Raw genomic sequence first — 14,311 nt, forward strand, 5'->3', positions numbered from 1 at the left:
AAGTAGGTAGGCTTTAAAAATTATCAGACACCCCCCTTATCAAGGGTAGGGTTGATTCATGAATCAACCCTACCTTATCAAGGGAGGCAGGGGGGATCGAACCTAAAATCCATTTTTAATTTAATTATAACCAGCTACTTAGCTCTGATCACCTGAGAATAACTTTTCTAAAGCTTCCTTCAAGGTTGGTTCCATGACAATTTTATTTTGATAAGCAACTGTTACTCTAGCGATTGTAGGGACACTATTTTGGTCTGCCACTAGATACAAAGGTTCTACATAAAGCAGCGATTGTTCAATGGGAATAATTAATAGGTGTCCTTGCAAAACTTTAGAACCGTCTCGATTCCAAAGGGAAATCTGTTGAGAAATATCTGGATCTTGGTTAATTAAAGCCTCAATTTGATTCGGTCCGTACACTAACCTTTGTTTAGGAAATTGATAGAGTAATAACTTACCATACTCTCTATCGTCTGAACGCGCTGCCAACCAAGCGATTAAATTTTGCCGACTAGAGGGAGTATAGGGATGGAGGAGAATAAATTCTTCTTTGTCGGAATCGGGCAGTTTCATGATTAAATAATAGGGTGATACAGCCTGGGGTTCCGTGCCGTAAATTTCTAGGGGAATTTCCCATTGATCCTCCCGATTATAAAATACTTGTGGATCGGTCATGTGATAGGTTAATAATCTTTCCGCTTGGGTACTAAATAAATCTTCGGGGTAACGGATATGACTGCGGAGAGTTTTCGGCATTTCTGCTAAAGATTTAAAGAGATGGGGAAAGATTTTACTCCACGTCTGAATAATTGGATCATTTTCATCGGCAACATAGAAATTCACCGTTCCATGATAGGCATCCACTACCACTTTGACCGAATTGCGAATATAGTTAAATTTATCTTTTCCTGGGTCAGAATAGGGATAGCGATCACTAATAGTATAAGCATCAATAATCCAATGTAATTTACTACTACTATCGCCCACATCTGCCGCTACTAAATAGGGGTTGCGATCATAATTTAAAAAAGGTGCGATAGTTTGCACGCGATTTTGGATATCACGACGCATTAATAGCCGAGTTTCGGGAGTAAAATCTTGACTAAATAACATTTGCCAATCCCGCAGATAAAGGGCAAATAGCCAACGTCTCCACCCCGTACCCACTAGGATTCCTCCCTTGCCATCGTAGGTATTATAGACATTTCCATCCCCGCTAGGAAAATCCAATTCTTCTGCAGTGGTGGGAGTCATCACATAATTATTAGTTAATTCCCCGTAGTAAATGCGGGGTTTACCAATGGGAATACTATAATCAATTAATTTGCTAGAGGTTTGTAGGGCCCCTTCGTCTTTATTTGTGCCGATATCTTTGACAAAATAGTAGGGTAAACCCCCGGCAGCTACTAAATTAACCGGGGAAAGAGTGAACCCGTAACCGTGGGTATAAACGAGATGTTTATTCACCCAAGTATTAGCAGTAGTGGGAACCGCACTATAATCTAATTCTCTAGCGGCAATAATGGTCTGTTGTTTTTCAGATATTTGACGTTCCTCGATTTTTTCAGGCACTCCCACTCGCACTCGATAGCGATCAATATCAGCATCGGGGAATTTATAATATAAGCGAATTTGCTGTAATTGTCGGTTAGTTTCTAGCAGTGGTTTGGTGTCCCAAAGACGAATATTATCGATAGTTAGATGATTTCTCTCTAAAACTTCGGCATTTAATTCGGCCTGTGGATCGAAAACTTGGGCATCAATTCTATCTAAGGAAAAAGCCGCTCTTGTGGATTGAATACTTCTTTCAATATAGGGTCTTTCTCTTACTAATTCATTCGGTTGTACGATTATTCTTTGTAATCCTCCACTGATAATTGTGCCACTTATCCAAACAATTAAATAGAGAAATACAGGAACTAAGTAGGGGAAAAATACCAACTTTTTCTTGGCGTTTTTGTGTAATTTGCGACGGTATTTTTTACCAAATAATGCTTTTTCTCCTAACCATATAGAGGTTATTGCTGCAATAATTCCCAGAATAATTTCAATAAATTGACCAACATGAGCATCGATATAACCCGCACCATAAACTACTCCTTCGGGAGAATAAAGTAGCAGGTAACGCTGAATAATATGGTGTAATACTAGCAGCCCCATTAACCCACTCCACAGGGCATATAAATGACGCAGTTGCGGACGGGAAAACCCTGGAAATTTTCCCTGAGAAAGACTATCACCTGAAAAAAGATAGGTTAAACTAACGGCAAAAAGAGTATATATTCCCACACCACTGAGCCATAATTCTAGTAACTGCCACAGGGGTAATTGAAAGATGTAAAAACCTAAATCATTCCCGTATTGAGGATCGTTAATATTGAAAGGAACACCATAAAAATATTTTAAAAAATTCGCCCACTGCCCAGCAATAATAAAAGATAGCATTACAGTGAATACTATAGATATTATTCGCAAAAAATACTCGGTTTTAATTAATAATCCCAAGACTAAAATAGCGATAATTAACCCTTGCCAAAGATTACTGGAAATATCGGTTAATACTTGCCTAATCCAAGCTATTTGCAGAGGAGAATTGAGGGAAGAACTAAGGTTAGGGAGATTAAAATCTGGTGTCCAGAGACTGAGGGCTAGTTTACTGTAATACAATAACATTGACCCAATCCAAGCTCCAATTCCCGTTGCGATAATCAAAAGACCGAGTAAATTAATACTAGGAGATTGAGGACTAAGAGGATAACTATCTTCCTGGGGTTTTTGCCAACGAAAACGCTGGGCTAAACGTAAATTAGTAAAAATAAAGAGTAGAGAAAGAATCGCACTTCCCCAACCTAATCCTAGTTGCCAAGATAATTGTTTCAGGAAAGTGTTTAAATAACCCATCTCGGTAAACCAGAGGCTATTGGCTACCACTAATACCCCCAACTGCCCGATCACAAGGCAGCCAAGAAACAGTAAAATAGGTTTAGCGATCGAGCTTCGGTTATGTCTGATCAGCATAAATAAAGTGATAAGGGAGAGTCTTTTTTCATTCTAGCGATTTTAGTTTCTCCCTGCTGCTTTTTCTTAAGTAGGTGGGTAGAATTAAATATAAGATGAACGTAGGTTGGGTTGAAGCATGAAACCCAACGCCTGCATGGTTTACGCTACTGCTAACCCATCCTACAAATAATTGTGCCTCCCTACTTAATTTAAAGATAAACTTAAGAAACTATAGCCAGGTTAGGGCGATAACTTTGCTTAAAGTCAGCAATTTTACCTAATTTTAGCGAGGATTAGCAGACTGGAGTATTTCCCGAAAAATCCTGCGTCGATAGGAAGGAGATTCATTACTCATATTCCATAAAGTTTCGTAGAAAAAGAAAGAAACACCAAAATTTTGTTGTCTCGATTTTTTCACTTGTTGAGTAATATTAACCATCGGAATCGGACGACCTTTTAAACCAGATAAAATCCCAATAGCTACGGGGATAGATTGCCTAGCTTGCTGTAATTCTGGTTGTGATAATTCCCAGTCAAAGGCGTTCATATCAGTTCGATACACTTGTATTATTAACTCATCAATCAAGTTTTTTTCTTGCCATTTTTGCCAATCTAAAAGATAGGATTGTAGGGAGAAAGTGTAGGGATTAGGAGATAGGGAAATAATCGCTCTAGGTTGGTGGTTTTTAATCGTCTGGGCTAAACTATTCATATAGTCAGTAATTTTATCGGCCCGCCATTGAATCCATGCTTTATCTTGGTAATCTTGCGGGGGTAATTGTCCCGAATGTTCCCTTTGATAGAGTTTAATCGTGGTTTCATCATAGCCAAAATCGGTGGGATAACCAAAATGATCATCAAACTGAATTCCTTCTATATCGTAGTTAGTAATAATCTCGCTGACTAAATCCGTAATAAAGTTTTGTACTTGCGGATGTAAGGGATTTAACCACACACGTTGATGCACTTTTCCTTCCCACCAAATTACGCTTTTATCCTGTCTTTGGGTTAACCAATCGGGATGTCGTTTGGCTAATTCTGAATCCGCAGGAGCCATAAAACCAAATTCAAACCAGGGAATAATTCTTAATTTTTTCCGATGACCTTGGCTAATTATTTCCTTTAAAAAGTCGCGATTTTTTAAAGATTCATGGGGATCGAGCGCTCGTCCCGTCACTTTTTCTGCTACCTTAGAAGGATAGAGTGTATAACCCCAATTCCAGACCGTGGGATAAATAGTATTAAAGTTTAAATCGGCCAACCTATCAAGGGCATCTTTTAGGATTTCTGGTTTAAATAATACCTCACTATCGATATTAGTTAACCAAACTCCACGAATTTCGGGTTTTTCTTGGGTTTTATTGGTCGATTGTGCGGGAAAATTAAAGGTTATCGTCATGATACAAGCAAAGATAATTAAAAATATTAACCAGCTTATTTTCCCGTATCTTTGACTATAAATCACCAAACTATCGGCGAAATTATTAAAAGTTTTACTGATTCTATTCATAATGGGAAGTGGGAATTATAAATTATAAATTATGAATTATGAATTGGGGAGAAGGGAGAAGGGAGAATAAATAAAAATAATCTCCTGCCGACCGCCTCCTGACTGCTAAAATAACTAAATTATCTCTCTAAACTGCGAGGATCTAGAGCATCGCGTAAACCATCACCGAGTAAATTAAAAGCTAAAACGGTGAGAATAATTAACAAAGCAGGCGGCCAAATTAACCAGGGTTGTAGAACAATAATTGAGGCATTGGTAGCCAAAGAAAGCATATTTCCCCAACTAGGATCTGGTTGTTGAATTCCCAAACCAATTAAACTTAAAACCGATTCGGCCACGATAAACCCCGGCACGGCTAACGTAGCAGAAATAATGATATAACTGGCAGTTTGGGGCAGCACATGACGCAGAATAATATAAAGTGGTTTTGCTCCCATAGCTTTAGCGGCCTGGATAAATTCCTGTTCTTTCAGGGATAAAACTTGACCGCGAATTACCCGCGCTAATCCCGACCAACTGATAAAAGAAGTAATCAGGACGATTAATAAAAAGCGTTGGGTGCTGGTTAATCCTGCGGGTAAAACGGCCGCTAGGGCCACGAGTAAATATATGCCGGGGATAGTCATTAAAACTTCCACAAAACGCATTAAAATCGCATCTAACCAACCGCCAAAATAGCCAGAAACGCCACCGACAAATAAACCGATAGGGAAAGAAATTAAAATCCCGACCAAACCGATAAATAAACTAATTCTGCCTCCGAAAATCAGGCGACTAAAACTATCGCGTCCCGATTCGTCAGTTCCCAATATATTGATTCTACCATCGCCGATCACCCCGAACAGATGGATATCAAGAGGGATACCGGGGAATAAAGTTACTTCCTGCCATTTTGGCGGCAAAGGTAGGCGAATTTGACCTAAATTATAGGTTTCACCCTGAACAAAGAGACTCAGCGGCAAGGGTTTGTTAAAATCTCTCATTAGCTTCCGCTCACCAGTTTCTATATTAATAGCACTTTGAGTGGTGGGATAGACGTGGGGGCCAATCCACTCACCCTTGTTACTTCCCGACTGCGAGCGCCAAAAGATTTGGGTGGGGGGTAGGAGAGACTGACCGGGTTGGGAGGAGTAGGGAGAGTAGGGAGCGACAAAATCCGCCGCCATTACGCTTAAATAGAAGATTAACAGTAAAACTGCTCCCCAACGAGCGAGAGGATTATCTTTGAGTTTGTGCCACCAGTCCATAGGCGATGAGGTCAATAGGAGAGTTAATCTTTATTTTGTCAGTTTGATTGCTACAATTCATCATACCAACAAAAAAGCTGTCTAATGTTTATCAACCCCCTTGTTTATGAGAAATCTCCTGTCTATCGTCAAGATTTTGAGACAGCGCAACCGTTTAAGCATTTGGTCATCGATAATTTTTTAGTTGGGGAGCAAGCGCAAATTTTGCTGGAAAATTTTCCCAGTTTTAATCCGCAAAAAGCCATTAGTGAGTTAGGAAAAGTTGGCGGGAAGGCAGTTAATGAGGATTTAATCGGTTTAGGGGGTGTTTATCAACAGTTTGGCCGCTACGTTCAAGCTCAAGAGTTTTTAGAGTTAATTTCCCAGTTAACCGGTATCGATAATTTAATTCCAGACCCTAGTTTTTATGGGGGTGGAACCCACGAAAATTTACACGGTCAAGAATTAGACCCTCACATTGATTTTAACCTCGATGAGCGTCACTGGTATCATCGCCGCTTGAATTTATTAATCTATTTAAATCCCCAATGGCAAGCAGATTGGGGGGGGAATCTAGAGTTACATTCCAATCCCCGTCAACCAGAAGAAAATAGGATTAAATCTTTTGTACCTATCTTTAATCGTTGTCTTATTTTTGAAACCAATGAACATTCATGGCATGGATTTTCTCAGATTAATTTACCAGAAAATCAACGGCATTTATCCCGGAAATCTCTTTCTATCTATCTCTATACTAAAGAACGTCCGAACCAGGAATTATCACCATCTCATACAACTTTTTACATCCCGCGCCCGCTGCCAGAAAATATTCAACCCCATCAAGTTTTAAGCTCAGAAGATTACCAACAAATTAAAATTTTACTGAAAAGACGGGATGATTTAATTCGTTTTTATCAAGATAGAGAACTGAAAGAATCTCAGGATTTAGTTAGTTTAAAATCCCATATTAAGCGCTATCTATCTCTCCAATACCCTCACCTATGGAAAATTATTAAAAGTTTGCCCCGTTGGTAAAAGTGACCTGAAAAAAATCCCTACTTTCCAATCAAAGAAAGTAGGGAATAATCAAAAAAACTAACTGGGAACTTAACCTAATAACTGGGTAGCACGCGCAGTTAAAGCATTGGCAGTTAAGCCATTATAGGCCATAATTTCCCCAGCACTAGCGGTGGTTTCTCCCCGTTTCCAAGCGAAAACATCCCGACGCGCATTACTGCGTAACATAATTGGTTCTAACATGGCGCTTGTACCACCAGTTACTCCGATTAAAGCATCACCGGCAAAGAGACTGTCAAAACCAGCATCATCAAGGAAATTATTATCAGCTGCCGAGCTAGTTTCACTCATCACATCGCTAGGACGGTAGAGACGACGGGGATTAATTACCGAGACGATTTTTACCCCGATTCCCGCCGCTTCTAACTGTTGTGCAGACTCAAAGACGGGTAATAAAGTCATATCGCCAATGACGGCAAAAACAACTTTTTTACTGCCTTCCGATTCGTGGAGAATTATGCCGCCTTTTTCTAAAGCTTGACGGGTTTGCTCAAAGGTGGTTCGCACCGGTAAAGGCGATTTACTAGCGGTGATTGTAATGCCTTTATTGCTAGTTCCCAAGGCCCATTCATAACAGACTTGAATACTGTTAGCATCGCAGGGAAAGAGAGGGAAAATATTGCCATTTCGCATCATAGCGGCGAAATAATTTTCAATCTCTGGGCGTTGGTGTGTCCAACCATTACGCCCTTGCTCTAAGGCTCCGGCGGTGAATAAAGTAATAGTAGAAGGGGTGGGACGACGTAACTCGGCCATCGCTTGGGTTACAGTCTGCCAAATCGGTAAACCATTGATAGCAAAAGACTCGTAGGAACACCATAAAGTCCGCCCTCCCAAGAGAGATAAACCGACGGCTAACCCGGCACAGGCATCCTCGCTTAAAGGCTCATAAACTTGACCGTTAGGTGCTTGGAAATAGGCATCATCGGTGGTGGGGTGAATAATCTTTAAACCGACGTTAATATTATTAATTCCCGAAGCGGCATTACCATCAGCATTAGTGACGACAAAATTGGAGTCAGCTTTACCCACAGCTACCACTAATTCCCCCATGGCAGTGGTGGCCACTTTTTTATCACCACCTACAGTATATTCGGTCATCGGTAAGGTTCCTAAATCCGGCAGCGGCAAGACTTTTTCCGTTACCACTGTTTCTGCTGCCGGACCCCCTCCAGAGCGCTCGAAATTAGTACGAACAATTGCCCAAGCTTCAGGGGGTAAAGCGCGTTCCTGTAAGGCACTAACTATATAATCTTTTTCTAAAGAATCGCCTGGATAAAGATTATGGGAAGCCGCTCCCCGTTTGTGAACTCCCGCCCCTTTAAGTTGTTTAATAATGATCACCGTTAGTTTACCACCTAGGGCTAATTGGGCGGCTTTATCCGTGGCCATTAACACCGCTTTCATGAACTCCAGACGCTGGTTAAAAGAGAATTTGGTGCTATCTACATATTCCCCATTTTGATTAGCATCATCGAAGTCTTTAGCATTAATGAGAATCACTTCCTCGAAACCATTACCGCGCCAATAGGCTTCCATTTCGGCGTTAGTTTTCAGGGACACCATGCTATGGTGTTCTTGGGAATAGCCATTCCAAACTAAAATTGGCAGAAAATTGGTAATTTCTGGGTAAGCAGTGTGAAAATGACCAAAACTACTCATAATGTAGGGTTCTCCTAAACCACCATCCCCGATAGTCACAGGGAAAAGGGTATTAGGGTGTAATTTGGCCGCCGCCATGGCAAAATGTTGGCCTTGGCCCAAAGGACCGGCCGGCCCGAGCAGTCCGGGGATTTGTCCGGAAAGATGCCCTAAAAGTCCGTGTTTTTCCCGAAAACGTTCTCCCAATTCCCTGACGTTGCTGATGCCCATGGCTTCCAGAGAGCGATCGAGAAAGACGTTACTATAAAAACCGGGGGCATGATGGCCCACTTCGGTGAAAATATTTTTCTGGCCTAACATCATCAAAGAGGCAATCACGTCGGCAGCGCTGGCAAAACCGCCGGGGTGTCCCGATTCTTTGGTAGCGGTGATTTGTAGGGTGAGGTAACGCAAAGCATCGGCGGCTAGGAGGGTTTGATAGATAGCATTCGGGTCATTAGCGGCAATAATAGCGGTTTTTCCCTCAGCGATAGCGGCTTTTCCTGCATATTTATCAAATTCGGGTAAGGAAGCCCCAAAATATTTTATCCCTTGACAAAAATCGGGAATTGTGCTAGTAGCTGTCATAAAATTAATATACCCCTTTACATACAGGCAATCGTTAAAACTATCTTACAGTTAGCGGTAACTCTCGATAGATGCGATATTAGAGGGGGTTTCCATAGGCGATCGACTATTTGTGCTACACTGATCGCCAATGTCAACGATAAAATTAATCCTATTGATCATGTTAAATAGCAGCCAATTACAGGATTTAATCAGCAAATCACTGCGTTATCTATTAATTATCGGCACTATTGCCCCTCTCACTTCCTTAGAGGCTCGCTCAGTCCAAGCCACTCCTCCTAGTAGTGCTGCACCCGCTAAAGAGGCGACCGCGCCTATCCCCGCCCAAAGCAAAGAGTACACCCTAGGAGAAGGGGATAAAGTGCGCGTCACCATCTACCAAGTGGCGGATTTAAGCGGCGATTTCCTCGTTTTAGCCGATGGAACCCTGACTTTACCTCTGATTGGCAGCGTCAAAGTGGAAGGAATGACCGTCACCGAAGCCGGCCAAACCCTTGCCAAACGTTACACCACCTATCTCAAACGTCCCGTGGTTACTGTTAGCATTCTCACCCCCCGGCCTCTGCAAATCGCCATCGCGGGGGAAGTCAATCGTCCGGGTACTTATACAATTAACCCCGAACAAAGCCAAAAAACGCCCCTATTGACCGAAATAATCCGGCAAGCGGGGGGAGTGACTACGGTGGCCGATATTGGTCAAGTTCAAATCCGACGCAACCTCAAGGGACAAGAACAGCTAATTCAAGCGAATCTCTGGCAATTAATCCAAAAAGGCGATACAACCCAAGATATTAGCCTCAGGGATGGTGATAGCATCGTTATTCCCACTAAAACGACCCTTAGCGTCGGGGAAGTCAACCAATTAGCTGATGCCAATTTTGGACTAGATAGCGATCGAGAAATTAATGTTACTGTGGTGGGAGAAGTTTATCGTCCGGGGTCCCATCGTATTGTCCCCACTGCCAACAATAACAATAACAATAATAATGACCTAGATCGCGGTGGCACCAGGAAACCGGCCCGACTAACCCAAGCTATCCAACAAGCGGGAGGCATCAAACCTCTGGCCGATATCCGACAGGTGCAAGTGCTGCGTTATACTCGTGACGGTTCCCAGCAGAAAATCCCCGTAGATCTGTGGAGTTTGCTCGAAAAAGGTGATATGACCGGCGATATCTTTCTTCAAGAAGGGGATACGGTGATTATCCCCACCGCTACTGAAATCTCGGCCAAGGAATCGGAAACCCTAGCATCGGCTAGTTTTGCCCCCAAAACTATTAACGTGAAAGTGGTCGGGGAAGTGGTCAAACCGGGGACAATTGAAGTTCCTCCCAATACCCCTCTCAATCAGGCAATTTTAACCGCAGGAGACTTTGATAAGCGTCGGGCCGATCAGTCCACAGTGGAATTAATTCGTCTCAATCCTAACGGGACAGTCAGCAAAACCTCAATTAACATCGATTTTTCCCAGGGTATCAACGAGAAAACTAACCCGATTCTCCGCAATAATGATGTGGTTGTGGTTCATCGTAACGGTCTGGCCTCTGCTACCGACACCCTCGGCACGGTTTTAAGTCCCTTTACCGGTCTGACAGGCTTCTTCAACGGATTTTTTAATCTTTTCCGTTAAAAAAGTTTACTTTACCACGATGTCATTAGCTAAGTAATCGAGCTAATAATAGATATAGAAACGGCAAAAAGTCGTGAGCAGTCACGGCTTTTCTGCTCAAGAGACTCAGGAAAGAAAACTATGATTTTTCTCCTTACTCTAGCCCTCATCGCCCTGTCGATTAGCTACAATGTTCACGGCGAAATAATTAGCCTCAGTACCCGATTATTAGGTCTTTTTTGTGGCTTGTTAAGTTTGTTCTTTACACCCCTACCGGTAAAAGTTTTTATTCTTGTCACCTTAGTCCTCTTCCACTGGGATTTTCAGCCCTAAACCCGACTAAAACCCTAAGCAGACTTAACCCATCAAAAAAACTGTTATGCAAAAACGCTATCTCGGTCAGACTAATATAGAAATTACTCCCCTTCTCCTGGGTACTTGGCAAGCAGGAAAAAAGATGTGGGCAGGTATTGAAGATAAGGAAAGTATTAGGGCTATTCGTGCCGCTTTTGAGGCAGGAATTACCACTGTAGATACAGCTGAAATCTACGGGGAAGGTCACTCAGAATCCATTGTTGCTCAAGCTTTAGCCGATGTGCGAGAACAGGTAATTTATGCCACAAAAGTTTTTGCTAATCACCTCAAATACGAGGAAGTTATCGCCGCTTGTCATCGCTCTTTAAAAAACCTGCAAACTGATTATATCGATCTTTACCAAATTCATTGGCCTAGTGGCTCATGGAACACGGAAATAGTGCCTATTTCTGAAACTATGGCCGCTCTTAATTATCTGAAAGCACAGGGAACAATTCGCGCTATCGGGGTTTCCAATTTCTCCCGCTCTCAACTGGAAGAAGCTGGTCAATACGGCAGAATTGAGAGTATTCAACCTCCCTATTCTCTGTTTTGGCGCTCGGTAGAAAAGGAAATTATGCCCTATTGTATAGACAATAATATTTCTATTCTGGCCTATTCTCCCCTTGCCCAAGGTTTATTAACAGGAAAATTTAGAAACGGTTATCAGTTGGCAGCGGAGGACCATAGAATTAAAAATAAACTCTTTCATGGCGAAAACTTTCAGAGAGTACAAGCGGCTTTAACTCAATTAGAACCGATTGCTAACCGCTATAGTTGTTCCCTAGCTCAATTATCTCTGGCTTGGTTAATTAAGCAACCCCAAACTAATGCAATTGCTGGGGTAAGAAATGCCGCTCAGGCAGTTAATAACGCTCAGGCAATGACAATTAATTTAACCCCAGAAGACCTAAAATTAATTGATAATATTGGTAAACAGGTAACTGATTTCTTGGATGATAATCCTGTGCTGTGGGATTTCTAAAAATTATACAGCAGTTATCTTAAGGGTGAAGACAGAGGCTTTGGTTAATTCTCAGGAAAAAGCCTGTATAATGATAGCTATAGTCCGATTCTTACCGCAGGATTATCCCTATGGCTAAATCCAAAAAACACAATCTGCAATGGATTAAAGAAACCCTCGACTTAAATCCAGATCATAACTGGAAATCTAGTCCAGGTAACAGTATTTTTGTAGCTGGTCGCGGTGCAGTGCGCTTTGAAGTTCCTCAAGATTGGCATTTTGAACCTGATGATAATTCCTTTCGTTTTTTAGATAGAAAACCTCCCGATGATGATTGTCGTTTAGAGGTTTCCTATAATTTACTTCCTCCCGGAGATTGGAAAGAATTACCGCTAAAAGGAATGGTCAAAAAATTAGCTCGTGAAGATAGCCGCAATCCTCACGAAATCGGCGAAGTTATCCAAGAAAAACGCCAAACTGTCCGCATTGTTTGGGTGCAAATTCAATTCATCGACCCCCAAGAAAATCGACCCGCTTATTCGCGCATTGCCGTGGGCATCGGTTCCGGGGTTCAATGTTTAATTACTATGGATTATTGGGTCAATGATGCGGAAAAATTCACCCCCGTCTGGGATACGGTTATCTCCTCCCTGGTGTTAGGTTTATATATTCGCGATCCTCGCAGCGGTTTAGCTTTCCCCGACTAAAGGTAATAGCAATTTTGCAGGAAAATTTCCTTGACAAAAAACCTTAATTGTGATAGTAGAAAAATTTATCCCTCGACTTGCGTGGGGATAGCTGCCGGTCCCCGCATTGACGGGATGTGCAGGAAAGCAAGAGGGACTCAGACTTAAACGCAAGCTATGACCTTGAGGAATAGTGATAAAAGTGGCCTGCATGACAATATTTAGGGGTGATTCGGGATTATTTACCCGTTTATAACCCTGAGTGATATTAAAAACCCGACCATCGGGGGTAACTTGAGAAACCACCGCGCAGATATCGAAACTAACCGCATCTGCTTGACAATAACAATCCAGACGGGAACTACCCAAAATCGTTAAATCTTTCTCTAGGGGGGGAGAAGTGTAGGTAATCACATCACTGCGACAGTCTAGCATGGTGCGGTCGAATATTCCCCCCGGTAAGGCGCTATGACCTCCTAAAGATGGCACCGGTCGCCAAGGATCGTGAACGATGGTATCCTCGATCGCAGGTTCTAACAAAATCGCGCTTAATTTCCCCTCATCCTCGCGCAGATTGGCTAAACCTTGACTAGCAAGATAATAAATTTGCTGATTTTCTCTGGGAAACTTCTCCAGATATCGCCATTGATTAGACCCCATTTGAAATAGATACATAGGAGGATTTTCAAATAACTCCACTTCCTGACCTTTTAAGAAATAATCAAACCATTGCAGCTGCATTTTATCCACGGGACTAATTGCCTCTTGACCATAATCTATCTCTCCTACTTTTCTCCCCCAAGGTAGATGAGTCCAAGGACCAATAATTAGTCGTTGGGGATAGATAGAACGACTTTGCATTTCTTCGTATAAACTCAAAGTTCCCCGGAGATGAGGATCGAACCAACCCCCGATATGTAACATCGGTAAATCGATATTTTTTAAAAGGTTTTGCGGTGATAATTTTTGCCAATAGTCATCGGGAAGATAACGAGTAATCCAATCGTGATAAAAAGAATCGGCGGCCAAATCCTGTAAAATTTGGGGAGAGGCTGCAATAGGATCAAAAAGGGGTAAATTTCGGGAAGCTACCCAGAGTTTTTGATAGGCAGTTTCGTCCCCTTTTAATCTAGCTGTTTCTGCGGCTAATTGTATTGCCCAAGCGAGATTATATTGTAAATTAAATGCCTCATTTTCATAGGCCCAATCTCGATATAAATCGTGAGCGATCATCGCTGGGCAAATAGTTTTTAAAGCAGCATGACCATTGGCAGCGGCATATAATTGGGTCATTCCCTGATAGGAAAAACCATACATTCCCACCACACCCGTATTATTAGGAATAGTTAAAACCCATTCAATAGTTTCTAATCCGTCCCTAATTTCATGGGCAAATAAATTAAAATTTCCCGTCGAGTTTCCCCGTCCCCGGACATCCTGAATTACCACAATATAACCCCGACGTGCATACCAGCTAGGATGGGCATAAACCACCGTAGAAGCGATCGTTTTTCCGTAGGGTTGTCGCATTAGTAAAATAGGAAAAGATTCCCTACTATCGGGACGATAAATATCGGCAGCTAAACTAATTCCATCTCTGGTGATGAAACTCGCTGTTTCTTTTTTTATGGGGTAGGGATTAAGCATTATTATCTC

Annotated in this window: 10 protein-coding genes; 5 read left to right on the forward strand and 5 right to left on the reverse strand. The window is 42.0% G+C overall.

The window, feature by feature from the left end:
- Positions 1-138 precede the first annotated feature (138 nt).
- The 3 genes from IM450_RS06660 to IM450_RS06670 form a co-directional block, all read right to left on the reverse strand.
- Positions 139-3,018, reverse strand: a complete 2,880-nt coding sequence (locus IM450_RS06660; RefSeq protein ID WP_287668883.1) for a UPF0182 family protein — start codon at positions 3,016-3,018, stop codon at positions 139-141.
- Positions 3,019-3,283: 265 nt separating this feature from the next.
- Positions 3,284-4,510: a glycoside hydrolase family 10 protein gene (locus tag IM450_RS06665; protein WP_287668885.1), complete on the reverse strand. Its 1,227-nt coding sequence runs from the start codon at positions 4,508-4,510 to the stop codon at positions 3,284-3,286.
- A 119-nt stretch (positions 4,511-4,629) separates the two neighbouring features.
- Positions 4,630-5,757: an ABC transporter permease gene (locus IM450_RS06670; protein ID WP_287668888.1), complete on the reverse strand. Its 1,128-nt coding sequence runs from the start codon at positions 5,755-5,757 to the stop codon at positions 4,630-4,632.
- A gap of 84 nt (positions 5,758-5,841) precedes the next feature.
- On the opposite strand from IM450_RS06670, the gene IM450_RS06675 reads away from it, so the two are divergent.
- A complete protein-coding gene (locus IM450_RS06675) occupies positions 5,842-6,771 on the forward strand; it encodes a 2OG-Fe(II) oxygenase (protein ID WP_004268109.1) in 930 nt (309 codons plus the stop codon).
- A 72-nt stretch (positions 6,772-6,843) separates the two neighbouring features.
- On the opposite strand, the gene IM450_RS06680 is transcribed toward IM450_RS06675, so the two are convergent.
- The gene (locus tag IM450_RS06680; RefSeq protein WP_287668891.1) at positions 6,844-9,042 is read right to left on the reverse strand and encodes a phosphoketolase; all 2,199 of its coding nucleotides are present in this window, start codon (positions 9,040-9,042) and stop codon (positions 6,844-6,846) included.
- 130 nt (positions 9,043-9,172) lie between these two features.
- Between IM450_RS06680 and IM450_RS06685 the strand changes: the two genes are divergently transcribed.
- The 4 genes from IM450_RS06685 (at position 9,173) to IM450_RS06700 (ending at position 12,676) form a co-directional block, all read left to right on the forward strand.
- Positions 9,173-10,672, forward strand: a complete 1,500-nt coding sequence (locus IM450_RS06685) for a polysaccharide biosynthesis/export family protein (RefSeq protein ID WP_287668893.1) — start codon at positions 9,173-9,175, stop codon at positions 10,670-10,672.
- Positions 10,673-10,792: 120 nt separating this feature from the next.
- On the forward strand, positions 10,793-10,984 hold the full coding sequence (locus IM450_RS06690) for a hypothetical protein (RefSeq protein ID WP_004268103.1): 192 nt from the start codon (positions 10,793-10,795) through the stop codon (positions 10,982-10,984).
- A gap of 46 nt (positions 10,985-11,030) precedes the next feature.
- The gene (locus tag IM450_RS06695; RefSeq protein ID WP_287668897.1) at positions 11,031-11,990 is read left to right on the forward strand and encodes an aldo/keto reductase; all 960 of its coding nucleotides are present in this window, start codon (positions 11,031-11,033) and stop codon (positions 11,988-11,990) included.
- Between the two features lie 110 nt (positions 11,991-12,100).
- Positions 12,101-12,676 (forward strand): hypothetical protein, encoded by a 576-nt coding sequence (locus tag IM450_RS06700; RefSeq protein WP_004268100.1) that lies wholly within the window; start codon positions 12,101-12,103, stop codon positions 12,674-12,676.
- Here the strand turns inward: IM450_RS06700 and IM450_RS06705 are convergent.
- Positions 12,659-14,302 carry a CocE/NonD family hydrolase gene (locus IM450_RS06705; RefSeq protein ID WP_287668900.1) on the reverse strand — a complete coding sequence of 548 codons (1,644 nt, stop codon included), beginning with the start codon at positions 14,300-14,302 and terminating at the stop codon, positions 12,659-12,661. The two genes, IM450_RS06700 and IM450_RS06705, sit on opposite strands and share 18 nt — an antisense overlap.
- Positions 14,303-14,311: the final 9 nt, after the last annotated feature.

Origin of the sequence: Microcystis sp. M083S1 (assembly GCF_020246405.1) — a bacterium.
GTDB lineage: Bacteria > Cyanobacteriota > Cyanobacteriia > Cyanobacteriales > Microcystaceae > Microcystis > Microcystis aeruginosa_C.

Bases quoted from the DNA above. Each gene is read 5' to 3' on its own strand.
- IM450_RS06695 (WP_287668897.1), top strand. From the start codon at position 11,031: ATGCAAAAACGCTATCTCGGTCAGACTAATATAGAAATTACTCCCCTT.
- IM450_RS06675 (WP_004268109.1), top strand. From the start codon at position 5,842: ATGTTTATCAACCCCCTTGTTTATGAGAAATCTCCTGTCTATCGTCAA.
- IM450_RS06705 (WP_287668900.1), bottom strand. From the start codon at position 14,302: ATGCTTAATCCCTACCCCATAAAAAAAGAAACAGCGAGTTTCATCACC.
- IM450_RS06685 (WP_287668893.1), top strand. From the start codon at position 9,173: ATGTCAACGATAAAATTAATCCTATTGATCATGTTAAATAGCAGCCAA.
- IM450_RS06665 (WP_287668885.1), bottom strand. From the start codon at position 4,510: ATGAATAGAATCAGTAAAACTTTTAATAATTTCGCCGATAGTTTGGTG.
- IM450_RS06700 (WP_004268100.1), top strand. From the start codon at position 12,101: ATGGCTAAATCCAAAAAACACAATCTGCAATGGATTAAAGAAACCCTC.
- IM450_RS06670 (WP_287668888.1), bottom strand. From the start codon at position 5,757: ATGGACTGGTGGCACAAACTCAAAGATAATCCTCTCGCTCGTTGGGGA.
- IM450_RS06690 (WP_004268103.1), top strand. From the start codon at position 10,793: ATGATTTTTCTCCTTACTCTAGCCCTCATCGCCCTGTCGATTAGCTAC.
- IM450_RS06680 (WP_287668891.1), bottom strand. From the start codon at position 9,042: ATGACAGCTACTAGCACAATTCCCGATTTTTGTCAAGGGATAAAATAT.
- IM450_RS06660 (WP_287668883.1), bottom strand. From the start codon at position 3,018: ATGCTGATCAGACATAACCGAAGCTCGATCGCTAAACCTATTTTACTG.